This is a genomic window from Pseudomonas sp. MF6755 (genome assembly GCF_016405635.1).
GTDB classification, from domain to species: domain Bacteria; phylum Pseudomonadota; class Gammaproteobacteria; order Pseudomonadales; family Pseudomonadaceae; genus Aquipseudomonas; species Aquipseudomonas haemolytica.
In genome coordinates this window covers 100,139-125,034 of record NZ_JAEKDA010000004.1, presented here as the reverse complement: position 1 = coordinate 125,034, position 24,896 = coordinate 100,139, and the positions used below count along the sequence as shown (strand labels likewise).

At 61.1% G+C, this 24,896-nt stretch carries 20 protein-coding genes; 16 read left to right on the top strand and 4 right to left on the bottom strand.

What is annotated here, in order from left to right:
• Window positions 1-195 precede the first annotated feature (195 nt).
• The 14 genes from rnr to JFT66_RS06145 all read left to right on the top strand — a co-directional run bounded on the left by rnr (window position 196) and on the right by JFT66_RS06145 (window position 18,944).
• Window positions 196-2,829, top strand: a complete 2,634-nt coding sequence (gene rnr, locus JFT66_RS06210) for a ribonuclease R (RefSeq protein WP_034117450.1) — start codon at window positions 196-198, stop codon at window positions 2,827-2,829.
• Window positions 2,826-3,581 (top strand): 23S rRNA (guanosine(2251)-2'-O)-methyltransferase RlmB, encoded by a 756-nt coding sequence (gene rlmB / locus JFT66_RS06205; RefSeq protein ID WP_153838740.1) that lies wholly within the window; start codon window positions 2,826-2,828, stop codon window positions 3,579-3,581. The genes rnr and rlmB overlap by 4 nt, the downstream gene beginning before the upstream one ends.
• A gap of 309 nt (window positions 3,582-3,890) precedes the next feature.
• Complete coding sequence (rpsF, locus tag JFT66_RS06200; RefSeq protein WP_003217491.1) at window positions 3,891-4,313, top strand: 30S ribosomal protein S6; 423 nt, start codon at window positions 3,891-3,893, stop codon at window positions 4,311-4,313.
• A gap of 28 nt (window positions 4,314-4,341) precedes the next feature.
• The gene (rpsR, locus tag JFT66_RS06195) at window positions 4,342-4,572 is read left to right on the top strand and encodes a 30S ribosomal protein S18 (RefSeq protein WP_003171373.1); all 231 of its coding nucleotides are present in this window, start codon (window positions 4,342-4,344) and stop codon (window positions 4,570-4,572) included.
• Between the two features lie 36 nt (window positions 4,573-4,608).
• Entirely contained in the window at window positions 4,609-5,502 is an 894-nt protein-coding gene (locus JFT66_RS06190) for a hypothetical protein (protein ID WP_153838741.1), read from the top strand.
• An 18-nt stretch (window positions 5,503-5,520) separates the two neighbouring features.
• On the top strand, window positions 5,521-5,967 hold the full coding sequence (gene rplI, locus JFT66_RS06185; protein ID WP_003171376.1) for a 50S ribosomal protein L9: 447 nt from the start codon (window positions 5,521-5,523) through the stop codon (window positions 5,965-5,967).
• 110 nt (window positions 5,968-6,077) lie between these two features.
• Window positions 6,078-7,475, top strand: a complete 1,398-nt coding sequence (dnaB, locus tag JFT66_RS06180; RefSeq protein WP_034117452.1) for a replicative DNA helicase — start codon at window positions 6,078-6,080, stop codon at window positions 7,473-7,475.
• 96 nt (window positions 7,476-7,571) lie between these two features.
• Window positions 7,572-9,875: a YgiQ family radical SAM protein gene (locus JFT66_RS06175; protein WP_034117453.1), complete on the top strand. Its 2,304-nt coding sequence runs from the start codon at window positions 7,572-7,574 to the stop codon at window positions 9,873-9,875.
• A 137-nt stretch (window positions 9,876-10,012) separates the two neighbouring features.
• Complete coding sequence (locus JFT66_RS06170) at window positions 10,013-10,945, top strand: NAD synthetase (protein WP_034117454.1); 933 nt, start codon at window positions 10,013-10,015, stop codon at window positions 10,943-10,945.
• Window positions 10,942-11,391 (top strand): hypothetical protein, encoded by a 450-nt coding sequence (locus tag JFT66_RS06165; protein ID WP_034117455.1) that lies wholly within the window; start codon window positions 10,942-10,944, stop codon window positions 11,389-11,391. Before JFT66_RS06170 ends, JFT66_RS06165 begins: the two co-directional genes overlap by 4 nt.
• Before the next feature lie 193 nt (window positions 11,392-11,584).
• Window positions 11,585-11,917, top strand: coding sequence for a hypothetical protein (locus JFT66_RS06160; RefSeq protein ID WP_233094209.1), 333 nt, complete (start codon window positions 11,585-11,587; stop codon window positions 11,915-11,917).
• Window positions 11,918-12,104: 187 nt separating this feature from the next.
• Window positions 12,105-15,395 (top strand): transglutaminase family protein, encoded by a 3,291-nt coding sequence (locus JFT66_RS06155; RefSeq protein WP_198858980.1) that lies wholly within the window; start codon window positions 12,105-12,107, stop codon window positions 15,393-15,395.
• A 172-nt stretch (window positions 15,396-15,567) separates the two neighbouring features.
• A complete protein-coding gene (locus tag JFT66_RS06150; protein ID WP_034117459.1) occupies window positions 15,568-18,054 on the top strand; it encodes a circularly permuted type 2 ATP-grasp protein in 2,487 nt (828 codons plus the stop codon).
• A complete protein-coding gene (locus tag JFT66_RS06145; RefSeq protein WP_153838745.1) occupies window positions 18,054-18,944 on the top strand; it encodes a transglutaminase family protein in 891 nt (296 codons plus the stop codon). Before JFT66_RS06150 ends, JFT66_RS06145 begins: the two co-directional genes overlap by 1 nt.
• A 46-nt stretch (window positions 18,945-18,990) precedes the next feature.
• Here the strand turns inward: JFT66_RS06145 and JFT66_RS06140 are convergent, their stop codons facing one another.
• Window positions 18,991-19,173: a hypothetical protein gene (locus tag JFT66_RS06140; protein WP_034117461.1), complete on the bottom strand. Its 183-nt coding sequence runs from the start codon at window positions 19,171-19,173 to the stop codon at window positions 18,991-18,993.
• A gap of 333 nt (window positions 19,174-19,506) precedes the next feature.
• Here JFT66_RS06140 and azu point away from each other — a divergent pair, with 333 nt between their 5' ends.
• Window positions 19,507-19,953 carry an azurin gene (gene azu / locus JFT66_RS06135; protein WP_034117462.1) on the top strand — a complete coding sequence of 149 codons (447 nt, stop codon included), beginning with the start codon at window positions 19,507-19,509 and terminating at the stop codon, window positions 19,951-19,953.
• Window positions 19,954-20,089: 136 nt separating this feature from the next.
• Here azu and nadE read toward each other — a convergent pair whose 3' ends face one another.
• From nadE to JFT66_RS06120, 3 genes are all read right to left on the bottom strand, one after another.
• Window positions 20,090-20,917 (bottom strand): ammonia-dependent NAD(+) synthetase, encoded by an 828-nt coding sequence (gene nadE / locus JFT66_RS06130; protein ID WP_198858979.1) that lies wholly within the window; start codon window positions 20,915-20,917, stop codon window positions 20,090-20,092.
• 3 nt (window positions 20,918-20,920) lie between these two features.
• The gene (gene pncB, locus JFT66_RS06125) at window positions 20,921-22,135 is read right to left on the bottom strand and encodes a nicotinate phosphoribosyltransferase (protein WP_003188094.1); all 1,215 of its coding nucleotides are present in this window, start codon (window positions 22,133-22,135) and stop codon (window positions 20,921-20,923) included.
• Window positions 22,136-22,341: 206 nt separating this feature from the next.
• Window positions 22,342-23,232 (bottom strand): LysR family transcriptional regulator, encoded by an 891-nt coding sequence (locus JFT66_RS06120; RefSeq protein ID WP_198858978.1) that lies wholly within the window; start codon window positions 23,230-23,232, stop codon window positions 22,342-22,344.
• Between the two features lie 155 nt (window positions 23,233-23,387).
• Between JFT66_RS06120 and amaB the strand changes: the two genes are divergently transcribed.
• Window positions 23,388-24,878, top strand: a complete 1,491-nt coding sequence (gene amaB / locus JFT66_RS06115) for an L-piperidine-6-carboxylate dehydrogenase (RefSeq protein WP_198858977.1) — start codon at window positions 23,388-23,390, stop codon at window positions 24,876-24,878.
• Window positions 24,879-24,896 lie beyond the last annotated feature (18 nt).

Sequence of the window (24,896 nt, the reverse complement as noted above, 5' to 3'; positions counted from 1 at the left end):
CGCGCACTATACGGAGCGGCATTTGCGCTGTAAACCCCTGCCATGAAAAAAGCCTGGAAAATTTCGCCAGTGGTCGTGCAAGGTGCGCGCCGGGGGTCGCAAAGGCCTTTTAAACGCTTGTTGATACCTGAAATTTCCCGTTTCAATACGCGTATGCCAAACTAACCCGCATATAGACAAGGTGAAAACTCTCTAATGGCCGATTGGCAGTCCCTCGATCCCGAGGCCGCTCGTGAAGCGGAAAAATATGAAAACCCTATTCCTAGCCGCGAACTGATCCTGGCGCACCTCGCCGATCGTGGTTCGCCTGCTAGCCGCGAGCAGTTGGTCGAAGAATTCGGTCTGACCACCGAAGACCAGCTCGAAGCCCTGCGCCGCCGTCTGCGCGCCATGGAGCGCGACGCTCAACTGATCTACACCCGCCGCGGCACTTACGCGCCGGTAGACAAGCTCGACCTGATCCTCGGCCGCATCGCCGGCCACCGTGACGGCTTCGGCTTCCTGATCCCGGACGACGGCAGCGACGACCTGTTCATGAGCCCGGCGCAAATGCGCCTGGTGTTCGATGGCGACCGTGCCCTGGCGCGCGTTTCCGGCCTCGACCGTCGCGGTCGTCGTGAAGGCGTGATCGTCGAAGTAGTGTCCCGTGCCCACGAGTCCATCGTCGGTCGTTACTTCGAAGAGGGCGGTATCGGCTTTGTTGTGCCGGATAACCCGAAGGTCCAGCAGGAAGTGCTGATTACCCCGGGCCGTAATGGCGCCGCCAAGGTCGGTCAGTTCGTCGAGGTGAAGATCACCCACTGGCCAACTGCGCGCTTCCAGCCCCAGGGCGATATCGTTGAAGTGGTCGGCAACTACATGGCGCCGGGCATGGAAATCGACGTCGCGCTGCGCACCTACGATATTCCTCACGTCTGGCCTGAGGCCGTGCTCAAAGAAGCCGCCAAGCTCAAGCCGGAAGTCGAAGAGAAAGACAAAGAAAAACGCATCGACCTGCGTCATCTGCCGTTCGTCACCATCGACGGCGAAGATGCCCGCGACTTCGACGATGCGGTCTACTGCGAAGCCAAGCCTGGCAAGCTGCGCCTGTTCTCCGGCGGCTGGAAGTTGTTCGTCGCGATTGCCGACGTATCCAGCTACGTGAAGATCGGTTCGGCCCTGGATAACGAAGCCCAGGTACGCGGCAACTCCGTGTACTTCCCTGAGCGCGTGATCCCGATGCTGCCTGAGCAGTTGTCCAACGGCCTGTGCTCCTTGAATCCGAAAGTCGACCGTTTGGCCATGGTGTGCGAGATGACTATCTCGAAAACCGGCGAAATGACCGACTACCAGTTCTACGAAGCGGTGATCCACTCCCAGGCACGCCTGACCTACAACAAGGTCAGCACCATCCTGGAAGCGCCGAAGACCAGCGAAGCCAAGGCCCTGCGTAGCGAGTACGCTGGCGTGGTCCCGCACCTCAAGCAGCTGTATTCGCTGTACAAGGTGCTGCTGGGCGCCCGTCATACCCGTGGCGCTATTGATTTTGAAACCCAGGAAACCCGGATTGTCTTCGGTTCCGAGCGCAAGATTGCGGCTATCACGCCGACCACCCGTAACGACGCGCACAAGCTGATCGAGGAATGCATGCTGGCGGCCAACGTGGCCACTGCCGAGTTCCTGAAGAAGCATGAAATCCCTGCGTTGTATCGCGTGCATGATGGTCCGCCGCCGGAGCGCCTGGAAAAACTGCGCGCGTTCCTCGGTGAGCTTGGCCTGTCCCTGCACAAAGGCAAGGACGGCCCGACGCCGAAGGATTACCAGGCTCTGCTGGCCAGCATCAAGGACCGTCCGGATTACCACGTGATCCAGACCGTCATGCTGCGCTCCCTGAGCCAGGCGGTGTACAGCGCCGATAACCAGGGCCACTTTGGCCTGAATTACGAGGCGTATACCCACTTCACTTCGCCAATTCGTCGTTACCCGGACTTGCTCACGCACCGGGCGATCCGCAGCGTGATCCACTCCAAGCAGAACACCCCGCACGTCAAGCGCGCCGGTGCCATGACCATTCCGAAGGCGCGGATCTATCCGTACGACGAAGCGGCTTTGGAGCAGTTGGGCGAGCAGTGCTCCATGAGCGAGCGTCGCGCCGACGAAGCCACCCGCGACGTTGTGAACTGGCTCAAGTGTGAGTTCATGAAGGATCGCGTGGGCGAGTCGTTCCCTGGCGTGATCACCGCAGTGACCGGCTTTGGCCTGTTCGTCGAGTTGACCGACATCTACGTCGAGGGCCTGGTGCACGTCACTGCCTTGCCGGGTGACTACTACCACTTCGATCCTGTGCATCACCGCCTGGCGGGCGAGCGTACTGGCCGCAGTTTCCGCCTCGGCGACACGGTGGAAGTGCAGGTCATGCGCGTTGACCTTGACGAGCGCAAGATCGACTTCGGTATGCCTGACAAGCCAGCAGAGCCGACGGGTCGTAAAAAGCGTGGCAGTGAAACCGCCGCGCCGGCTGCCAAAGGCAAAGGGGCGCCAGCGAAAGCGGCCGCCGCCGAGCCTGCGCCCGCCAAGACCGGTCGCCGTTCTTCTGCCAAGGACAAGGCCCCTGAGGCCTACCGCCCAAGCGACGCCGCGGCGAAAAACGCCGAGCTGCGCAAGAGCCGTGAGTTGAAGCAACAGCTGCTCAGCGAAGCTAAAAGCGGTGGTAAAGCGGCGTCTGGGGGAAAGTCCCACGGGGCGGAAAAGCCGTCGAGCAAGCCCAGTAAACATCGTAAAGGCCCGCCGAAAGCGGGTTCGGCCCCCGCGAAAAGCGGCGGCTCGCGCAAACCTAAGGCCAAGTCATGAGTCTGGAAAAAATCTACGGCGTGCACGCCGTAGAAGCACTGCTGCGTCACCACCCTAAACGCGTCAAGCAAGTTTGGCTGGCGGAAGGTCGCAGCGAGCCGCGTGTGCAGGCGCTGGTCGAACTGGCCAGCCAAAACAAGGTTGCCATCGGCCAGGCCGAGCGTCGTGAGATGGACGTTTGGGTCGAAGGTGTACACCAGGGCGTGGTTGCGGACGTCAGCCCAAGCCAGGTGTGGGGCGAAGCGATGCTCGATGAGCTGCTCGACCGTACCGAAGGTGCGCCGCTGCTGCTGGTGCTGGACGGCGTGACCGACCCGCACAACCTCGGCGCGTGCCTGCGTTCGGCAGATGCTGCTGGTGCGCTGGCGGTGATCGTGCCTAAGGACAAGTCGGCGACCCTGACCCCGGTGGTGCGTAAAGTGGCTTGCGGTGCGGCGGAAGTGATTCCGCTGGTGGCTGTGACCAACCTGGCGCGCACCCTGGAGAAACTCCAGCAGCGCGGCTTGTGGGTCGTCGGCACGGCCGGCGAGGCTGAGGTCAGCATCTATGATCAAGACCTTACCGGCCCGACCATCCTGATCATGGGCGCCGAAGGCAAAGGCATGCGTCGCCTGACCCGTGAGCATTGCGATTACCTGGTGCACTTGCCGATGGCCGGTAGCGTCAGCAGCCTGAACGTGTCGGTTGCAACGGGCGTATGCCTGTTTGAAGCCCAGCGCCAGCGCGGTGCCAAGGTCAAGGCCAAGAAGTAATTCTGAGTCTGGCATAGATGCAAAATGTGGGAGGGGGCTTGCTCCCGATAGCGGTGGGTCAGTTACAGGTGATGTGACTGACCTCCAGCAATCGGGAGCAAGCCCCCTCCCACATTTGTTTTGTGGTGTTTGATAGATTGTTCAAATAATCACCAATCACCTTGCGCCGCTTCTCCCCCTTCTCTACAATTGCGCCCCTTGCCTTCCTGGCGGGCACGCATGTGCCTCCCTGCGGCAAGATCCATAAGTGTCATTCACTCCTTGTCTGACCGTTTTTGAGCGGCAGGCTACAACCCGTAAGGAGCATTCATGCGTCATTACGAAATCATCTTTTTGGTCCACCCGGATCAAAGCGAACAAGTCGGCGGCATGGTTGAGCGTTACACCAAGCTGATCGAAGAAGACGGCGGCAAAATCCACCGTCTGGAAGATTGGGGCCGTCGTCAACTGGCCTACGCAATCAACAATGTTCACAAGGCTCACTACGTGATGCTGAACGTTGAGTGCACTGGCAAGGCCCTGGCCGAGCTGGAAGACAACTTCCGCTACAACGATGCAGTGATCCGTAACCTGGTCATCCGTCGCGAAGAAGCCGTTACCGGCCAATCCGAGATGCTCAAGGCTGAAGAAAACCGCAGTGAGCGCCGTGAGCGTCGCGACCGTCCTGAGCACGAAGGCGCTGAAAGCGCTGATAGTGATGACAGCGACAACAGCGACAACGCTGACGAGTAATCCACGGACCTTTTAAGGAGCCTATCAAATGGCACGTTTCTTCCGTCGTCGTAAATTCTGCCGCTTCACCGCTGAAGAAGTGAAAGAGATCGATTACAAAGATCTCAACACTCTGAAAGCCTACGTATCCGAGACCGGCAAAATCGTTCCAAGCCGTATCACCGGTACCAAAGCACGTTATCAGCGTCAGCTGGCCACCGCTATCAAGCGCGCCCGCTTCCTGGCCCTGCTGGCCTACACCGACAGCCACGGCCGCTGAGACCGGGCAGTCGACAAGTAGTAAGGGATTGAATGCATGCGCGCCTTAGCTGAGTTCATCATGCGCGGTCGCGTGCAGGCCACTCTCGTAGTGGCTGGATGTGCGGCATTGCCGTTGCTTTATTGGTTGGGTGCTGCCGCTGGTTGCCTTGTGCTGCTGCGGCGCGGTTTGAAGGACGCCCTTGGCGTTCTTGCCCTGGGATTGTTGCCGGCCTTGATCTGGTGGCTTCAATTCGGTGATCCACGAGTACTTCTGGTACTGCTGGGGTCATCGAGCCTTGCGTTGGTTCTGCGCGCAAGTGAGTCCTGGGTCCGCACGCTGCTGGTCAGCGTGGCATTGGGGTTGGTGTACTCAGTGATGCTTGGCGCGGCTTTCCGCCCGCAAATCGAGGCGCTGTCGCAGGAGATCGTCAAGATCCTCCCGCTGGCCCTCGGGGATCTCTACCAGCAGTTGTCGGTAGATGAGCGAGCGCGGTTTGCGTCACTGATTGCCCCGGTCCTGACCGGCCTGATTGCGGCTTTGTTGCAGGTCGTCAGCGTGCTGAGCCTGATTCTTGGGCGTTATTGGCAGGCGTTGTTGTACAACCCGGGTGGTTTTGGTCGCGAGTTTCGCAGTATCAGAATCCCCGCGGGGCCGGCGATGTTGCTGCTGGCGTGCATGGTTGTCGGGCCGAACTTCGGTCCACAGATGGCCTTGCTGGCGCCGATTTGCAGCGTACCGCTGGTGTTTGCCGGGCTGGCCCTGATTCATGGGCTGGCCGCGCAGAAGCGCCTGGCCAAGTTTTGGCTGGTGGGGTTGTACGTCACGCTGTTGCTGTTCATGCAGCTGATCTATCCGTTACTCGTGGTTTTGGCCATTGTCGACGGCCTGATTGATTTTCGCGGTCGTCTGGCGTCGAAAGACGCCGATAACGCGAACGGTGAAGGTTAAAAGTTAGAGGATTTTCACATGCAACTGATCCTTCTGGAAAAAGTCGCCAACCTGGGCAACCTGGGCGACAAAGTGAACGTTAAGGCCGGCTACGGTCGTAACTACCTGCTGCCATACGGCAAAGCCACCGCTGCAACCGCTGCCAACCTGGCTGCGTTTGAAGAGCGTCGTGCTGAGCTGGAAAAAGCCGCAGCAGACAAAAAAGCTTCGGCCGAAACTCGCGCTGCCCAACTGGCTGAGCTGGAAGTGACTATCACTGCCACCGCTGGTGACGAAGGCAAGCTGTTCGGTTCGATCGGCACCCACGACATCGCTGATGCACTGACCGCCTCCGGCGTTGAAGTGCAGAAGAGCGAAGTTCGTCTGCCGAACGGCACCATCCGCAACGTAGGTGAATTCGACGTAGCCGTGCACCTGCACGCCGAAGTTGAAGCCACCGTACGCGTTGTCGTGGTAGCAGCTTAAGCAGCACCTAACTGACTGGCACCCCGCGTGCCAGCCAGTTAACATCGGGCACGATCCTGTTTACAGGTCGTGCCTTTTGTTTTTCTACAAACCCCAAATTCCAAGTGGCCATGAACGATATTTCAGCTCCTGAGCAATACGATCTGCAAACCGCTGCCCTGAAGGTGCCGCCGCATTCCATCGAGGCCGAACAGGCCGTGCTCGGTGGCTTGATGCTGGACAACAACGCCTGGGAACGCGTGCTGGATCAAGTCTCGGACGGTGACTTCTATCGCCATGACCACCGCCTGATCTTCCGCGCTATCGCCAAGCTGGCCGACCAGAACTCACCGATCGACGTGGTGACCCTGGCCGAGCAACTGGACAAGGAAGGCCAGACATCTCAAGTTGGCGGCCTGGGCTACCTCGGTGAACTGGCGAAAAACACGCCGTCTGTCGCCAACATCAAGGCCTATGCCCAGATCGTTCGCGAGCGCGCCACCCTGCGCCAGTTGATCGGCATCAGTACCGAAATCGCCGACAGCGCCTTCAACCCCGAAGGCCGCACCGCCGCCGAGATCCTCGATGAAGCCGAGCGCCAGATCTTCCAGATCGCCGAAGCGCGGCCCAAGACCGGTGGCCCGGTGAGTGTCAACGACCTGCTGACCAAGGCCATCGACCGCATCGACACCTTGTTCAACACTGATGCCGCGATTACCGGTATTTCCACCGGCTACACCGACCTCGACGAAAAGACCAGCGGCCTGCAACCGTCCGACCTGATCATCGTCGCCGGCCGTCCGTCCATGGGTAAGACCACCTTCGCGATGAACCTGGTGGAAAACGCTGTACTGCGCAGCGACAAGGCGGTGCTGGTGTACTCCCTCGAGATGCCAGGCGAATCGCTGATCATGCGTATGCTTTCGTCGCTGGGGCGTATCGACCAGACCAAGGTGCGTTCCGGCCAATTGGAAGACGACGACTGGCCGCGCCTGACCTCGGCAGTCAACCTGCTCAACGACCGCAAGCTGTTCATCGACGACACCGCCGGTATCAGCCCGTCCGAGATGCGCGCGCGTACCCGCCGCCTGGTGCGTGAGCACGGCGACATCGCCCTGATCATGATCGACTACCTGCAATTGATGCAGATCCCGGGCTCCAGCGGTGACAACCGTACCAACGAGATTTCCGAAATCTCCCGGTCCCTCAAAGCCCTGGCCAAGGAATTCAACTGCCCGGTGGTGGCACTGTCCCAGCTCAACCGTTCCCTGGAACAACGTCCCAACAAGCGCCCGGTGAACTCCGACTTGCGGGAATCCGGAGCGATCGAGCAGGATGCTGACGTGATCATGTTCGTATACCGCGACGAGGTGTATCACCCCGAGACCGAGCACAAAGGCATTGCCGAGATCATCATCGGCAAGCAGCGGAACGGGCCTATCGGCTTTATCCGCCTGGCATTCATCGGTAAGTACACGCGCTTCGAGAACCTGGCGCCGGGCAGTTACAACTTCGACGACGACGAATAACGCGTCTGCTCAATTCCGACCATAACCGTCGGAATTGGTCAAAATTTGTGCTATATTCCGCGCCCGCGATTTTTCATCTCAACACCGGTCACCGTCATGCAAACAGCCAAGCCGTTATTTGACTATCCCAAGTACTGGGCCGAATGTTTCGGTCCTGCGCCATTCCTGCCCATGAGCAGGGAGGAGATGGATCAGCTTGGCTGGGATTCCTGCGACATCATCATTGTCACCGGTGATGCGTATGTGGATCACCCGTCGTTCGGCATGGCCATCATCGGCCGGCTGCTGGAGTCCCAGGGCTTCCGCGTCGGGATCATTGCCCAGCCCAACTGGCAGTCCAAAGACGACTTCATGAAGCTCGGCGAGCCGAACCTGTTCTTCGGCGTCGCGGCCGGCAACATGGACTCGATGATCAACCGCTACACCGCCGACAAGAAAATCCGCTCCGACGACGCCTATACCCCTGGCGGCATGGCCGGCAAACGCCCGGACCGCGCCAGCCTGGTGTACAGCCAGCGTTGCAAGGAAGCCTACAAGAACGTACCGATCGTGCTCGGCGGCATCGAAGCTTCCCTGCGCCGCATCGCCCACTACGACTACTGGCAGGACCGGGTGCGCAACTCGATCCTGATTGACGCCACCGCCGATATCCTGCTGTACGGCAACGCCGAGCGGGCCATCGTCGAAGTGGCTCAGCGCCTGTCGTGGGGCCATAAGATCGAAGACATCACCGATGTACGCGGCACCGCGTTCATTCGCCGTGACACGCCGCAGGGCTGGTACGAAGTCGACTCCACACGCATCGACCGTCCGGGCAAGATCGACAAGATTATCAACCCGTACGTCAACACCCAGGACACCCAGGCCTGCGCCATTGAGCAGGAAAAGGGCCCAGTTGAAGATCCTTCGGAAGCCAAGGTCGTGCAGATCCTGGCCAGCCCGCGCATGACCCGCGACAAGACCGTGATCCGCCTGCCATCGGTGGAAAAAGTCCGTGGTGACGCGGTGCTCTACGCCCACGCCAACCGCGTGCTGCACCTGGAAACCAACCCAGGCAACGCCCGCGCCCTGGTGCAGAAGCATGGCGAAGTGGACGTGTGGTTCAACCCGCCGCCCATCCCGATGACCACCGAAGAAATGGACTACGTGTTCGGCATGCCTTACGCCCGCGTACCGCACCCGGTGTACGGCAAGGAGAAGATCCCGGCCTACGACATGATCCGCTTCTCGGTAAACATCATGCGTGGCTGCTTTGGCGGCTGCACCTTCTGCTCGATCACTGAGCACGAAGGCCGCATCATTCAGAACCGTTCCGAAGAGTCGATCATTCGCGAGATCGAAGAGATCCGCGACAAGGTACCGGGCTTTACCGGCGTGATCTCCGACCTCGGCGGCCCGACCGCGAACATGTACCGCATCGCCTGCAAAAGCCCGGAGATCGAATCCGCGTGCCGCAAGCCGTCGTGCGTGTTCCCCGGCATCTGCCCGAACCTGAACACCGACCACTCGTCGCTGATCCAGCTGTACCGCAGCGCCCGTGCGTTGCCGGGAGTGAAGAAGATCCTGATCGCTTCCGGCCTGCGCTACGACCTGGCCGTCGAGTCGCCTGAATATGTGAAAGAGCTGGTCACCCACCACGTCGGTGGTTACCTCAAGATCGCCCCGGAACACACCGAGGAAGGTCCGCTCAACCAGATGATGAAGCCGGGCATTGGCAGCTATGACAAGTTCAAGCGCATGTTCGAGAAGTACACCAAGGAAGCGGGCAAGGAGCAGTACTTGATCCCGTACTTCATCGCCGCCCACCCGGGCACCACCGATGAAGACATGATGAACCTGGCCCTGTGGCTCAAGGGCAATGGCTTCCGTGCCGACCAGGTGCAGGCGTTCTACCCTTCGCCAATGGCCACCGCCACCGCGATGTACCACTCGGGCAAGAACCCGCTGCGCAAGGTCACCTACAAGAGCGACGCGGTGACCATCGTCAAGAGCGAAGACCAGCGCCGTCTGCACAAGGCGTTCCTGCGTTACCACGACCCGAAAGGCTGGCCGATGCTGCGTGAAGCGCTGACCCGCATGGGCCGTGCCGACCTGATCGGGCCGGGCAAGGACCAGTTGATCCCGCTGCACCAGCCGAGCACTGATAGCTATCAGAGCGCCCGTCGCAAGAACTCGACGCCAGCAGGCAGCCACAAGGTCGCCAAGGAAACCACGACTAAAATCCTCACCCAGCACACCGGCCTGCCGCCCCGTGGCAGCGACGGCAGCAACCCGTGGGACAAGCGCGAGCAAGCCAAGGCAGCGGCCCAGGCGCGCAACAAGCAGGCGGCCAAGGAACGCGCTGATGCGGCCAAGGGCAAGGGCGGCAAGCCTGCGCGCAAGCCAGTCGTGCCGCGTTGATCGCAGCCTGAAATGCAAAACGCCAGCCTCGTGCTGGCGTTTTGCTTTCTAGCCGGTGGGTAGGCCGTTTGTTAAGGTGGCGCCCATTAGATTGCCCGGCCCGGCCCGGCCACCGTCACTTTCAAGGAAGAACACTTATGAGCAATCCCCTGCTCAACATCGGCATGGACTCCAACCGTTCGCAGTTCATGGCGCGCCAGCGCATCGAAAGCCAGGTCAACCTGCCACGGCTGTTTGCGGCCATCGACGCTGACCCCGGCATCGTCGGCGCAGGTGTTGTGTACATCGACGCCGACTTCAATGTCGTCACCCTGCGTGAGTTCAAACCCATCTGCAGCATCAAGCCCAAGCGCATCATTTTGCGTGAGGCACAGAAGTACATTTCGCCTGCACAGTTCGTGGAGCAGGTGAAGACCGATCCTAGGGAAGGACGCCTTCAAAAAGAGGCGTTTGATATGGGCCTTTCCTGCGGCGCGGCGGTGATCGGTTGGATCGTGGTGTTCAGTGGTAGCGTCGCAGTGCCGTTTACGGCGGGCGCCAGCGCTTTCGTGGTAGGCATTGGCATTACGGCTGCAGCGGCCAGCAGCGCCCAATGCGGGTTTGGCGTAGCGCGCACCTATAACGAAATACTGGATCCTGATGCCAATGACCGCATGGACGACGCCGAATGGTACGGCGCCGTTTCACCCATCCTCGATGCGGCCTCTTTGGTGGGCATCGGCACGGGTGCCTTGACCACGGTCAGACTGCTCAAGGCCAACAAAGCAGCGGCATTGGGAAAGAGTTGGTACGAGTTGCTCAAGGGCCTGAGCCGCCAGGAGCGCAAGAAGTTGACCAAGGAATTGCTAAGCCTCAAGGACCCAAGTCTGACCCCCAAGTTGCTCAAATTGCAGCAGCGCACCGGCAAATTGACCAAGAGCTACAGTTCCACGCAGATTCGTCATGCAACCCTGACTCAACTCAAGGATGCCCTGGGAGGGCTCTTGGGTATCTGGGGCAGCTATCGAAGCGGTCACGTGGGCACTGCCGAGACGATTGCTATCGGCCTTTATGAGGACCTGACGGAATGAACGGCTTTCCCGACATGCGCAGTTTCCTTGCGCGTTATTTTCCGGTGTTCATGGGTACCATTTTCATGGCGATCTTTTCTGGCTCAGTCGCGATCTCCACGGCGGGCGTGACGTATTTGCGCGGGGTTGATCCGCAGCTCAAGTCCAGTTATTCGGGGGCGGCGATCTTGATACTGGTGGCGGTCCTGGTACTTGGTAACGTGATGATTGCGCGTGGCTATCCTTGGGCGACCCGGCTGATGGCGGGATACCTCGGCGCGTGCCTGCTGTTCGTCTTGCCGATGATTCAATACGACCTAAATCGCCTGGTGTATGGTTCGGCGGTGTTATTCCCGCTGCTGGGATTACTGCTGCTCAACAGCAATCGCCACCGCGAAATGCGCCAGCGGCTTCTGGAAATACGCCACCTGCGTCAAGCCGTGATCGCCGCGCGCAAAAAACGCTGACTGGGTAGGCTGTTTGTTAATGTGAGCCCCATTGAAGCGCTTTCGCGAGCAAGCCCGCTCCCACATTCGACCGTATTCTCATGCTGGAACTCGCTCAAGTGTGGGACCGCGCTTGCTCGCGAAAGCGCCAGTTCAGTCAACAGCCATTTCAAGGAAGATTACTCCCCATGGGCAACCCCTGGTCGGCATCGGCATGGACTCCAACCGCTCCCAGCTCAAGCATTCCACCATCGTCCAGATAGGCGATGCTTTCAGCGCGGGGCTTAGCGTTGCAGGCCTGGTGCGCTCGGTCAACAGCAACTTCCTGGTGGTGCGCGGGCACGCCTGGGCGGTGTGGGGCATGGTGGGCTTTTTCGTGATGTGCCTGTTGGTGGTGTTGCCGACGCTGCAGTATCACCCGCACTGGTTTATCTACAGTGAAAGCCTGTTCTGGCCATTACTTGGGTTGTTGCTGATCAACAGCAAAGGCTATCGCTCGATGGTGGGTAAGTTGGTTGAGGTGCGCCGGCTGCGTGAGGCAGCCTGATTGAGTCGTTTCACCACTTCGCGGGCACACATGCGCCACAAATATGTGCAAGCCTCGCACCACGGCACCCCGCTGGCGCCGTTTTGGTGCTGTACTGCACCGGGTCATACGAAAAAGCGCAATGACGGCCGCTCTGGCATAAGTCTTGCGCGCTATGTATCCATGCCCTGGCTCGCAGGAGGCCGCCGTGTCGATTCATGTCGCGTTGCACCACGTTACGCATTACCGCTACGACCGCGCTGTCGAACTCGGCCCACAGATTGTGCGTCTGCGCCCGGCGGCTCATAGCCGCACGCGGATTTTGTCTTATGCGCTGAAGGTGCTGCCCGAGCAGCATTTCATTAATTGGCAGCAAGACTCGCAGGGCAATTACCTGGCGCGCCTGGTGTTTCCGGAAAAGACCGACGAACTGCGCATCGAAGTCGACTTGGTCGCCGAGATGGCGGTGTTCAACCCGTTCGACTTTTTCCTCGAGCCGTATGCCGAAAAAATCCCGTTCAGCTACGCCGCCGATGAGCAACGCGAGCTGGCGCCGTACCTAGAAACTTTGCCGCTGACGCCAAGATTTACCGCGTACCTGGCCGGTATCGATCGAACGCCATTGCCTGCGGTGGATTTCCTGGTGGGGCTGAACCAGCGTCTGGCCGCCGATATCGGCTACCTGATCCGCATGGAACCGGGCGTGCAAACCCCGGAGTTCACCCTGGAAAACGCCTCCGGTTCCTGCCGCGATTCTGCCTGGCTGCTGGTGCAATTGCTGCGCAACCTGGGCTTGGCGGCGCGTTTTGTCTCTGGTTACCTGATTCAGCTAGCCGCCGACGTCAAGGCCCTCGACGGCCCGTCGGGCACCGAAGTGGACTTCACCGACCTGCACGCCTGGTGCGAAGTGTATTTGCCCGGCGCCGGCTGGATCGGCCTCGACGCGACTTCCGGGCTGTTCGCCGGTGAAGGGCATATCCCGTTGGCCTGTAGCCCCGATCCATCTTCTGCCGCGCCGATCAGCGGGTTGGTGGAGCCGTGCGAGTGCGAATTTACCCACGAGATGTCGGTAGAGCGCATTTGGGAAGCGCCGCGGGTGACCAAGCCCTACACCGAAGAACAATGGCTGGCGATCCAGGCCCTGGGCCGGCAGATCGATGCTGACCTGCTCAAGCACGACGTGCGCCTGACCATGGGTGGCGAGCCGACCTTCGTTTCGATCGACGACCCCGACGGCGCCGAGTGGAACACCGCCGCCCTGGGGCCGGACAAGCGTCGCCTGTCCGCCGAGCTGTTCCAACGCCTGCGCCAGCACTATGCGCCCAAGGGCCTGGTGCATTTCGGCCAGGGCAAGTGGTACCCCGGCGAGCAACTGCCGCGTTGGTCGCTCAATTGCTATTGGCGTCGCGATGGGGTGCCGATCTGGCACAACAGTGCGTTGATCGCCGATGAACAACAAGACTATGGGGCTGACGGCGCGATGGCGGGGCGCTTCCTGGCCAGCGTCGCTGAACGCCTGAAACTGCCGGCGCGCTTTGTGTTCCCGGCGTTCGAAGACAACTTCTACTACCTGTGGCGCGAAGGCGCGTTGCCGCAAAACGTCAGCGCCCAGGACCCGCGCTTGAGTGACGAGCTGGAGCGCGAACGCCTGCGCAAAGTCTTCAGCCAGGGCCTGGATAAAGTCATCGGCCAAGTGCTGCCGCTGGCGCGCACGGCGGCCAATGATCGCTGGCAGAGTGGGCGCTGGTACCTGCGTGACAACCACTGCCGCCTGGTGCCGGGCGATTCGCCGCTGGGTTATCGGCTGCCCTTGGCTTCCCAGCCGTGGGTGACGGCGGCGGAGTATCCGTTCGTGCATCCGACCGACCCGAATCAGGATCAGCCGCAGTTGCCGACCGCCGCGCAACTGCACAGCCACGGCGAGCCGGCCCCGAGCGATGAGCGTGTGCCGAAGGTCGACGAATCCGCCGACTGGCTGACCCGCACCGCGCTGTGCGCCGAGGCACGGGAAGGGCGCCTGTACCTGTTTATGCCGCCGCTGGAGCGCGTCGAGGATTACCTGGAACTGGTAGCGGCCATCGAGGCCACAGCCCAAGAGCTGCATTGCCCGGTGTTGCTGGAAGGTTACGAGCCGCCCGCGGACACACGCTTGAGCAATTTCAGGGTGACGCCAGACCCCGGTGTGATCGAGGTCAACGTACAGCCGTCCGCCACCTGGGATGAGTTGGTGGAACGCACCGAATTCCTCTACGAAGAGGCCCGGCAAACTCGCCTGACCACCGAGAAATTCATGATCGACGGGCGCCACACCGGCACCGGCGGCGGTAACCACTTCGTGCTGGGCGGCGCGACGCCCAAGGACTCACCGTTCCTGCGCCGCCCTGACCTGCTACGCAGCCTGATCAGCTACTGGCATAACCACCCGTCGCTGTCCTACCTGTTCTCCGGCCTGTTTATCGGCCCGACCTCCCAGGCGCCACGGGTGGACGAGGCACGCAACGATGTGCTGTATGAACTGGAAATCGCCTTCGCGCAGATGCCAGCCCCTGGCGAGGAATGCCCGCCGTGGTTGGTGGATCGCCTGTTGCGCAACCTGCTGATCGACGTGACCGGCAATACCCACCGCGCCGAATTCTGTATCGACAAACTCTATTCACCCGACGGCGCCACCGGCCGCCTGGGCCTGCTGGAACTGCGCGCCTTTGAAATGCCGCCCCATGCGCGCATGAGCCTGACCCAGCAATTGCTGCTGCGGGCGTTGGTCGCACGGTTCTGGCGCGAGCCTTACGCACCGCCGAAACTGGCGCGCTGGGGCACCGAGTTGCATGACCGCTTCCTGTTGCCGCACTTTATCGAGCAGGACTTTGCCGACGTGATCGTCGAGCTGAATGCTGCCGGCTACCCGCTGCGCGCCGAATGGTTTGCGGCGCATCTGGAATTCCGCTTCCCCAAGGTGGGCGACTACGCCGTCAGCGGTATCGAACTGGAACTGCGCCAGGCATTGGAGCCTTGGCATGTGCTGGGTGAAGAGGGCGCGGTGGGCGGCACGGTACGCTACGTGGATTCGTCCCTGGAGCGCCTGCAAGTGAAGTTGAGCGGCCTGCCAGCGCAGCGCTACCTGCTGACCTGCAATGGCGTCCCGGTGCCGCTGCAACCGACCGGCCGAGTCGGAGAGTTTGTCGCTGGCGTGCGTTATCGCGCCTGGCAACCGGCCAACTGCCTGCAACCGACCATCGCGGTGCACGCGCCGTTAGTGTTTGACCTGCTCGACACCTGGATGCAGCGCTCGTTGGGCGGCTGCCAATACCATGTGGCGCACCCGGGCGGGCGCAATTACGACAGCTTGCCGGTGAATGCCAATGAGGCCGAGAGTCGGCGGATGGCGCGGTTTTTCCGCTTGGGGCATAGCCCAGGCAAGCTCCCTGTGCCGACTGTAGTGGTGAGCGATGAATTGCCAATGACCTTGGATTTGCGCCGTTTCCCCAATAAAGATGATTGAATGCGATCCAAATGTGGGAGGGGCGGTGCGACGATTCGACTTGCTCCCGATTGCGGTACATCAGTCACCTGATACTTGGCTGAACACCGCCATCGGGAGCAAGCCCCCTCCCACAAGGGATTTGCATTGTTTGTTAGGTTAATCTGAGCCCCTTGCCCCTGCCGAGCGTTCCATGTCCGACTTGCTCGACCGTTACCCGCTGACCGCGGGCACCTATCACGAACTGCTGGATGCCAGCGGCGCAGTGCGTGCCCATTGGCAGCGTTTGCTCGATCACCTGCAACGCAGCACGCCTGCACAACTGGCCCAGCGCCAGGCGCTGCTGACGCGCCAGATCCAGGAAAACGGCGTGACTTACAACGTCTACGCCGACCCCAAGGGCGCTGATCGCCCCTGGGAACTGGACCTGCTGCCCCATGTGCTGGCTGCGGATGAGTGGCAGCAATTGTCGGCGGGTATCGCCCAGCGTGCGCGCTTGCTCAATGCGGTGCTGGCCGATCTTTATGGGCCGCAGCGCCTGATCAAGGAAGGCCTGCTGCCGGCAGAGCTGGTGTTCGGCCATAACAATTTCCTGTGGCCTTGCCAGGGCATCCAGCCGCCCGACGGCGCGTTCCTGCACTTATACGCAGTGGACCTGGCGCGCACGCCGGATGGCCGTTGGTGGGTCACCGCTGACCGCACCCAAGCCCCGTCGGGCGCTGGCTACGCCCTGGAAAACCGTACCATCGTGTCCCGCGCCTTCCCGGACTTGTACCGTGATTTGCAGGTGCAGCACCTCACCGGTTTCTTCCGTACACTTCAGGAAACCCTGGCGCGCCAGGCTCCCGGCGATGACCAGCCGCCGCTGATCGTGCTGCTCACACCGGGCCGTTTCAACGAGAGCTATTTCGAACACTTGTACCTGGCGCGCCAACTCGGTTACCCGCTGGTCGAAGGCGGCGACCTCACCGTGCGCGACAGCACGGTGTTCCTCAAGACCCTCAGCGGGCTGCGTCGGGTCCACGCGATCATGCGTCGCCTGGATGACGATTTCTGCGATCCGCTGGAGCTGCGTACCGACTCGGCGCTCGGCGTGCCCGGCCTGCTCGACGCCGTGCGCCAAGGCAATGTGCTGGTGGCCAATGCCCTGGGCAGCGGTGTGCTGGAGTCTCCCGGTTTGCTCGGCTTCTTGCCCAGGATCAACCAATTCCTGTTTGGTGAGGAGCTGATCCTGCCATCCATCGCCACCTGGTGGTGCGGTGAAGCACCGGTGCTGGCCGAGGCCCTGGAAAAGCTTCCCGAACTGCTGATCAAGCCGGCCTTTCCTTCGCAAAGTTTCGCCCCGGTGTTTGGTCGTGACCTGAATGACGAGCAACGCCAGGCCCTGGCCGAGCGTATGCGCGCACGGCCTTACGCCTATGTCGCCCAGGAGCTGGCGCAATTGTCCCAGGCGCCGGTGTGGCACACCGAAGAGGACCATCTGCAACACCGCGCCATCGGCATGCGCGTGTACGCCGTGGCCAGCGATGAAGGCTATCGCGTGCTGCCCGGCGGCCTCACCCGTGTGGCCGCCGAGGCCGATGCCGAAGTGGTCTCGATGCAGCGCGGCGGTGCGAGCAAGGACACTTGGGTGCTCGGCGAACGCGCCAGTGCCGGTGAACAATGGCGAGCCCAGCGCGCGATTGGTGCCCACGATCTGGTGCGCCGCGACCCTTACCTGCCTTCGCGGGTAGTGGAAAACCTGTTCTGGTTTGGCCGCTATTGCGAGCGCTGCGATGACAGTGCGCGCTGGCTGCGTGTCGTGCTGGCGCGCTATGTCGATGGCGATGATCCATTGGCGTTGCAGGCGGCGGTCGAGCTGGGTGAGAGCCTGCGCCTGCTGCCGGAGGAAGGTGAGTTGCCAGAGCGCCTGCTCGCAGCCTTGCTTGGTGATGACTGGCCTTCGAGCCTGCGCGCCAACCTGCAGCGCTTACAGTGGGCGGCTTCCCAGGTACGCGGCAAGTTGTCCCGGGAAAACTGGCAGGCCCTGGTGGAGTTGCAACGCGAAGCCATGGAGCTGGAAAGCGAAACGCCGGACTTTGGCGAACTGCTGGATTTCCTCAACCGCTTGGTGATGTCTCTCGCAGCACTGTCCGGGTTTGCCCTGGACGACATGACCCGCGATGAGGGCTGGCGCTTCTTGATGATGGGCCGGCGTATCGAGCGCCTGCAATTTCTCAGTACTAGCCTGGCGGCGTTCCTGCGCGGTGTGGCGGTGTTCGATCAGGCTGGGCTGGAGTGGTTGCTGGAACTGGGCAACAGCAGCATCACCTATCGCTCGCGCTACCTGGCGGTGCCGCAGTTGATCCCGGTGCTCGACCTGTTGTTGCTCGATGAGCAGAACCCTCACGCGGTGCTGTTTCAGTTGAAACTGGTGAGCCGCACCTTGCGTCGCCTCAACGATGACTTTGGTGTACCGAGGGAAACCGGGCTGGCGCCGTTGGTGGAAAGCCTGGCGCGTTTCGACCTGGGCTGCCTGGAAAACCCGTTGTTTGGAGAATCCAGCGTGCGTGCCGCGCTGGACGGCCTGGCCGACCTGCTGCAAGCGGTCGCCGATGAGAGTGGGCAAGTGTCGGATCGACTGGCGTTGCGCCATTTTGCCCATGTGGATGATGTCAGCCAGCAGACGGTGTCGGTGTGATGAGTGCGCGCTACCAGATTTTCCACGATACCCATTACCACTACGACAGCCCGGTGTCCCTGGCCCAGCAACTGGCGCACTTATGGCCGCGGCCGTGTGCCTGGCAGCGCTGTACCTGGCAACAGCTGGATATCAGCCCGCAGCCGTCTTCGCGTCGCGATGAGCTGGACGTGTTCGGCAACCCGATCACCCGCCTGGCGTTCGAGCGGCCCCATGATGAATTACTGGTGAACGCGGCGCTGACCGTGGAAGTGCTGGCGCGGCCTGTGCTGGACTTCCAGCAATCGCCGGCCTGGGACCACACCCGTGACAGCCTGACCTACAGCAGCCAGCCTCTGACCGCGCAGATGATCGAAGCCTGTCGTTATCGCTTCGAGTCGCCCTATGTGCATCTAAAAAAAACCTTCGTCGAGTTCTCTGAAAGCTGTTTCCCGCCTGGTGAGCCCTTGCTGTTGGGCACGCAGGCGTTGATGCAGAAGATTTTCAGCGAGTTCACCTTCGATGCCGAAGCCACCCAGGTCGCCACGCCGCTGGTGGAAGTGTTGGAGCGCCGTCGCGGGGTGTGCCAGGACTTCGCCCATCTGATGCTCGCCTGCCTGCGCTCGCGGGGGCTGGCCGCGCGCTATATCAGTGGCTACCTGCTGACCCAGCCACCGCCCGGCCAGCCACGGCTGATCGGCGCCGATGCGTCCCATGCCTGGGTCTCGGTGTTTTGCCCGGTGTCGGGCTGGGTGGATTTTGATCCGACCAACAATGTGCAGCCGGCACTGGAGCACATCACCCTGGCCTGGGGCCGGGATTTCTCTGATGTGTCGCCGTTGCGTGGGGTGATTCTGGGGGGAGGGAGCCATGACCCGGAGGTACGGGTGACGGTCATGCCGCTGGAGTAGCGGTGGGTTGTGGTGAGCAGGAAGGGCCTGCTCACCCCAACAAAATTTATTCCGCCGGGTCTTTCGGAGTTTCGGTCTCGTCAGTCGCCACTTCACCTTCGGCATCCGGGTTCAGTGCGCCTGCTTCTTCGTCTGCAGCGGCTTTCTTGCGTTGCAGCTTTTCCTCTTTCTTCTGTTCCTTGGCCAAGTCTCTCTGACGTTTGGCGAAGGAGTAATTAGGTTTGGCCATGGGCGATCCTCTAGGGTCGAAGGTGAGGGTGGGCGGCGCGCAGCTGCCTTGGGTCGTCATGGTAGCAGCTTCAAGGTGCCTTTCGCCTTCACTTACCGCAGGCGTACGCGGCCAGCAGGCCGTTGAACAGGTGGTTAAGGTGCATGGTGCGCACTCCAGTGGGGAATGAGCCGATCATAGGCAGCCTGCGGCACTTTGGCTGGTTGATTGTGTTGATCAAGCCGATAGCCTAAAGTTGTATACAATCTGTTGATTCAGATCATAAGAATTTAAGCCTGCTTGAGGCACCCTTGTCGCAATAAGCGTTTTCTAAACCCTGCCTTGGAGATTCACATGTTTGCCAAACTCGTTGCTGTTTCCCTGCTGACTCTGGCGAGCGGCCAGTTGCTTGCTGCAGAGTGCAAGGTCACCGTCGACTCCACCGACCAGATGTCCTTTGATACCAAAGAAATCACCATCGACAAGAGCTGCAAGCAGTTCACCGTTGAGCTGAAGCACTCTGGCAACCTGCCCAAAAACGTCATGGGGCATAACTGGGTGCTGACCACCAAGGCCGACATGGCTGGCGTTGCCACCGATGGCATGGCTGCAGGCATCGACAAGAACTACCTGAAAGAAGGCGACACCCGCGTCATCGCCCACACCAAGATCATTGGCGCTGGTGAGACAGATTCGGTGACCTTCGATGTGTCCAAGCTGGCAGCGGGCACTGATTACGAGTTCTTCTGCTCGTTCCCTGGCCATAACTCGATGATGAAAGGCGCTGTGGTCCTGAAGTAACACCGCGTTATCGTTCTTCGCGAGCAAGCCCGCTCCCACACTTGACCGAGTTCCAACATGAGAATGCGGTCGAATGTGGGAGCGGGCTTGCTCGCGAAAGCGGTCTGGCAATCAATGCAAAACTATCAGGCTGACCTCACGGCGCGAATGGCATGACCCGTTTGTGCTCAGTCTTGCGATACGTCTCGCAGATAATCCTGAACGCTTCCTCACGCACCGGCTCACCGTGCAGAAACGCATCAATCTCTGCATAGGTCACGCCATGTGACGCTTCGTCCGGCTTGCCCGGCGACAAGTCTTCCAGGTCCGCCGTCGGGATCTTCTCCACCAGCGATTCGGGCGCACCAAAGTGCCGGGCAATCGCACGCACCTGGTTCTTCACCAGCCCGCTCAATGGCGCCAGATCACAGGCACCATCACCGAACTTGGTGAAGAAACCCATCACCGCTTCCGCCGCGTGGTCGGTACCGATCACCAGGCCACCGGCTGCGCCCGCGATGGTGTATTGCGCCACCATGCGCATACGCGCCTTGGTGTTGCCCAGCACGAAGTCGCGGGACACGGCCGCCTTGCCCTCAAACGCGGCCACTTCATCAGCCAGGGCTTTGACCGCCGGGCCGATGTTGACGGTGTGGCGCTCGTCCGGCTCGATAAAGTCCACCGAGGCCTGGGCGTCGTGTTCGTCGAACTGGGTTTCGTAGGGCAGGCGCACGGCGATAAAGCGGTAAGCCTCGTCGCCGGTGCTGGCGCGCAGTTCCTGCATCGCGCGCTGGGCCAGCAGGCCGGCGGTCAGGGAGTCGACGCCGCCGCTGATGCCCAGCACCAGGGCCTTGAGCCCGGAATTTCGCAGGCAGTCCTGGATAAAGCTCACGCGTCGGGCGATCTCGGCTTCAAGGCTGGCCTGGTCGTTGAACGGCGCTTGGACCTTGAGCTGCTGCGCAATCTCACGCTGTACGGCTTGCATGATTCACTCCTTGCTGGAAAGGGCAGGTACTTTGAAAACGTGACGCAAATAAGCGACAAAATTCGGGTCGGTGCAATGGGTCTTGCCCGCTTCATCGGAGATCTTGGCGACGGGCTGGCCGTTGCACGCGGTCATTTTAAGCACGATGCTCATCGGTTCCACCCCCGGAATGTCGCAGGTCAGGTTGGTGCCGATGCCAAAGCTCACATTGATCCGACCCCGCAGTGCGCGGAAAATCTCCAGGGCCTTGGGCAGCGTCAGGCTGTCGGAGAACACCAGGGTCTTGCTCATCGGTTCGATGCCCAGCTTGTGGTAGTGGGCAATGGCTTTTTCCGCCCACTGGATCGGGTCGCCGGAGTCGTGACGCAGGCCATCGAACAGCTTGGCGAAGTACAAGTCGAAGTCACCGAGGAAGGCGTCAGTGGTGATGCAGTCGGTCAGGGCGATGCCCAGCAGGCCACGGTACTCGCGTACCCAGCAATCCAGGGCGGCGATCTGGCTGTCGATCAGGCGTGGGCCGAGTTGCTGGTGGGCCATGATCCATTCGTGGGCCATGGTGCCCAACGGCTTCATATCGAACTCGCGGGCCAGGTGCACGTTGCTGGTGCCGACAAAGCGCCCGGGAAAGTCATGTTTGAGCACGCTGACCACTTCTTCCTGTACGCGATAGGAAAAGCGTCGGCGCGTACCGAAGTCTGCCACTTGCAGCTCCGAGAGTTCATCGCTGCTGGCATTCGCCGTCAGCCAATCGAACTTGCGGTACAGCTGCTCGCGCGCCTGTTCGAGGATCACGGTCTGGTAGCGGTAGCGGTTCCGCACTTCGCTGACGATGGCCAGCATCGGCACTTCAAACAGGATCACATGCAGCCACGGCCCACGCAGGCGGATAAACAGCTCGCCGTTCTCGATGCCGGTCTGCACGTAGCGCAGGTTGAAGCGGAACAGCCCGAGAAAGCGCAGGAAGTCTGGCTTCATAAAGCTGATGCGTTCCAGGAAACCCAGCTGGTCCGGGCTCAGGCTCAACTCGGCGAGGCGCTCGATCTGGTAGCGGATCTCTGCCAGGTACGGGCGCAGGTCTTCGCTGTTGCGGCAACGGAACTCCCATTCAACTTCCACATTCGGGTAGTTGTGCAGCACCGCCTGCATCATGGTCAGCTTGTAGAAGTCGGTGTCGAGCAGGTTCTGCACGATGCGATCGGCAAACACACTCTCGCTCATAACGGGAATCTCCAGACGGGTCGGCGATGGGCGCCGGCCTTTACGCACAATTAAGGAAGGGAGCTAGTGGCGCATAGACCTGTGGGGTTTTGCCAGTGATTTTTTCAGTGAGGCCACCGGCCTCATCGGGACCAAGCCCCCTCCCACATTTGAAACGCATTCCAACTGTGGGAGGGGGCTTGCTCCCGATGGCGGTAAACCAGGCACTAAATAACCTGCTCCAGCATCCATTTCACAAATTCGCGCACCTTGGGCACTTCCGCCGAATGTTCCGGATAAGCCAGATAGTAAGCATCCTGGCTCGGCATTGCATGCTGCCAGGGGATCACCAGCTTGCCCTCGGCCAATTCCTCTTCCACCAGAAAGCGCGGCAACAGCGCCACGCCACAGCCCACCTGCGCTGCGCGAATGCACATGTAAAACGTGTCGAACCGCGGCCCGTGGTAGCTGTGTTCGGTATGGAAGCCCTGGCTGGCAAACCAGTCATGCCAGCCCTGGGGCCGCGAGGCGTTTTGCAGCAGCACCAGGTCGCTCAGTTGTGTGGGGTCGGTGAAGGGCAGGGCGGGCAAGCTATCGGGTGAACATACAGGCACCAGCTCTTCACCGAACAGCTTCAGGCTCTCGGTGCCCGGGCGTGCGCCCTGGCCGAAATAGAACGCCAGGTCGGCCTTGCCTTGCAGCAGCTCGTCCGGCTCCTGCTCGTTGCACAGGTCCAGGTGGATCTGCGGGTGGCGCAGGCGCCAGCCTTTCAAGCGCGGCACCAGCCAGCGTGCGCCGAAAGTGTAGGGCGTGGACACGCGCAGCACTTCGGTCTCGCCGCCGTAGGAGCGCAGGTAATGGGTGGACATCTCCACCTGCGTGAGGATCTTGCGCACTTCCACCAGGTACAGATCGCCCGCCGGAGTCATCTGCAACCGGCGGCGCACCCGGCGAAACAGCAGGTGTTGCAGCAGCTCTTCCAACTGCGCCACCTGTTTGCTCACCGCGCTTTGCGTGAGGTTCAGTTCCTCGGCGGCGCGGGTGAAGCTCAGGTGGCGGGTGGCGGCTTCGAAACACTGCAGGGCGGTGATCGAGGGCAAATGTCTTTTATTCAGCACGGCATGCCTCTTTTTATTGTTTGCATGAATAAACGGAATGATATCTCGCCTAATCGTCGTTTGTTGGCAAGTCTTGGGCCAGCTACAAATGAGGCCTGGATCGCCGTGCGGGCCGCGGCGCACATTTTGTTGTTGGTGGATTGAAGGAGTGACCCATGGTTGCCGCATTGCTTGATCGTCTCGGGGTAAACCCAGCGCTGTATCAGGCGGGGAAACAACCCGTGCATACGCCGATTGATGGCAGCCGTATCGCCAGTGTGCACTGGGAAGGCGCCGCCGAGGTGGAGCAGCAGGTCAGTCGCGCCGAGCATGCATTCGAGGCCTGGCGCAAGGTACCGGCCCCGCGGCGCGGCGAGCTGGTGCGCCAGTTTGGCGATGTACTGCGCGAATACAAGGCCGACCTGGGTGAGCTGGTGTCGTGGGAAGCCGGCAAGATCACCCAGGAAGGCTTGGGTGAAGTGCAGGAAATGATCGACATCTGCGACTTCGCCGTCGGCCTGTCGCGTCAGCTTTACGGCTTGACCATCGCTTCCGAGCGCCCAGGCCACCACATGCGTGAAACCTGGCACCCGCTGGGCGTGGTCGGTGTGATCAGCGCCTTCAACTTCCCGGTGGCCGTGTGGGCGTGGAACACCACCCTGGCCCTGGTGTGCGGTAACGCGGTGATCTGGAAGCCGTCGGAAAAGACCCCGCTCACCGCACTGGCCTGCCAGGCGTTGTTCGAGCGCGTGCTGAAAAAATTCGACGGTGCCCCCGAGTACCTCAGCCAAGTGGTCATCGGCGGTCGCGACGCCGGCGCCGCGCTGGTGGAAGACCCGCGTGTCGCCCTGATCAGCGCCACCGGCAGCACCCGCATGGGCCGCGAAGTGGCGCCGAAAGTCGCCGCACGCTTCGCTCGCAGCATCCTCGAGCTGGGCGGCAACAACGCCATGATCCTCGGCCCGAGCGCCGACCTGGACATGGCCGTGCGCGCCATCCTGTTCAGCGCCGTCGGCACCGCCGGCCAACGCTGCACCACCCTGCGCCGGTTGATCGCCCATGAGTCGGTCAAGGAAGACATCGTCACTCGCCTCAAGGCCGCCTATTCCAAGGTGCGCATCGGCCACCCGCTGGAAGGCAACCTGATCGGCCCGCTGATCGACAAGCAGGGCTTTGACAACATGCAGGACGCCCTGGAGCAAGCCTTGAGCGAAGGCGGCAAGGTGTTCGGCGGCAAGCGCCAACTGCAAGACAAATTCCCTGACGCCTACTACGTATCGCCGGCGATTGTGGAAATGCCCGAGCAAAGCGATGTGGTGTGTACCGAGACCTTCGCGCCGATTCTCTACGTGGTCGGCTACACCGACTTCGCCGAAGCCTTGCGCCTGAACAACGCCGTGCCTCAGGGCCTGTCGTCGTGCATCTTCACCACCGATGTGCGTGAAGCCGAGCAATTCATGTCGGCCGTGGGCAGCGACTGCGGCATCGCCAACGTCAACATCGGCCCGAGCGGCGCGGAGATTGGTGGCGCGTTTGGTGGTGAGAAAGAGACCGGCGGTGGGCGTGAGTCGGGGTCGGATGCGTGGCGTGGGTACATGCGCCGGCAGACCAATACCGTCAATTACTCGCTGGAATTGCCGCTGGCACAGGGCATCACTTTCGACTGATCCCTCAAGTCGAAGTGA

Excerpts from the sequence above, each read along its gene's own strand:
- rnr (WP_034117450.1), top strand. The coding sequence starts at position 196 with ATGGCCGATTGGCAGTCCCTCGATCCCGAGGCCGCTCGTGAAGCGGAA.
- rlmB (WP_153838740.1), top strand. The coding sequence starts at position 2,826 with ATGAGTCTGGAAAAAATCTACGGCGTGCACGCCGTAGAAGCACTGCTG.
- rpsF (WP_003217491.1), top strand. The coding sequence starts at position 3,891 with ATGCGTCATTACGAAATCATCTTTTTGGTCCACCCGGATCAAAGCGAA.
- rpsR (WP_003171373.1), top strand. The coding sequence starts at position 4,342 with ATGGCACGTTTCTTCCGTCGTCGTAAATTCTGCCGCTTCACCGCTGAA.
- JFT66_RS06190 (WP_153838741.1), top strand. The coding sequence starts at position 4,609 with ATGCGCGCCTTAGCTGAGTTCATCATGCGCGGTCGCGTGCAGGCCACT.
- rplI (WP_003171376.1), top strand. The coding sequence starts at position 5,521 with ATGCAACTGATCCTTCTGGAAAAAGTCGCCAACCTGGGCAACCTGGGC.
- dnaB (WP_034117452.1), top strand. The coding sequence starts at position 6,078 with ATGAACGATATTTCAGCTCCTGAGCAATACGATCTGCAAACCGCTGCC.
- JFT66_RS06175 (WP_034117453.1), top strand. The coding sequence starts at position 7,572 with ATGCAAACAGCCAAGCCGTTATTTGACTATCCCAAGTACTGGGCCGAA.
- JFT66_RS06170 (WP_034117454.1), top strand. The coding sequence starts at position 10,013 with ATGAGCAATCCCCTGCTCAACATCGGCATGGACTCCAACCGTTCGCAG.
- JFT66_RS06165 (WP_034117455.1), top strand. The coding sequence starts at position 10,942 with ATGAACGGCTTTCCCGACATGCGCAGTTTCCTTGCGCGTTATTTTCCG.
- JFT66_RS06160 (WP_233094209.1), top strand. The coding sequence starts at position 11,585 with ATGGACTCCAACCGCTCCCAGCTCAAGCATTCCACCATCGTCCAGATA.
- JFT66_RS06150 (WP_034117459.1), top strand. The coding sequence starts at position 15,568 with ATGTCCGACTTGCTCGACCGTTACCCGCTGACCGCGGGCACCTATCAC.
- JFT66_RS06145 (WP_153838745.1), top strand. The coding sequence starts at position 18,054 with ATGAGTGCGCGCTACCAGATTTTCCACGATACCCATTACCACTACGAC.
- JFT66_RS06140 (WP_034117461.1), bottom strand. The coding sequence starts at position 19,173 with ATGGCCAAACCTAATTACTCCTTCGCCAAACGTCAGAGAGACTTGGCC.
- azu (WP_034117462.1), top strand. The coding sequence starts at position 19,507 with ATGTTTGCCAAACTCGTTGCTGTTTCCCTGCTGACTCTGGCGAGCGGC.
- nadE (WP_198858979.1), bottom strand. The coding sequence starts at position 20,917 with ATGCAAGCCGTACAGCGTGAGATTGCGCAGCAGCTCAAGGTCCAAGCG.
- pncB (WP_003188094.1), bottom strand. The coding sequence starts at position 22,135 with ATGAGCGAGAGTGTGTTTGCCGATCGCATCGTGCAGAACCTGCTCGAC.
- amaB (WP_198858977.1), top strand. The coding sequence starts at position 23,388 with ATGGTTGCCGCATTGCTTGATCGTCTCGGGGTAAACCCAGCGCTGTAT.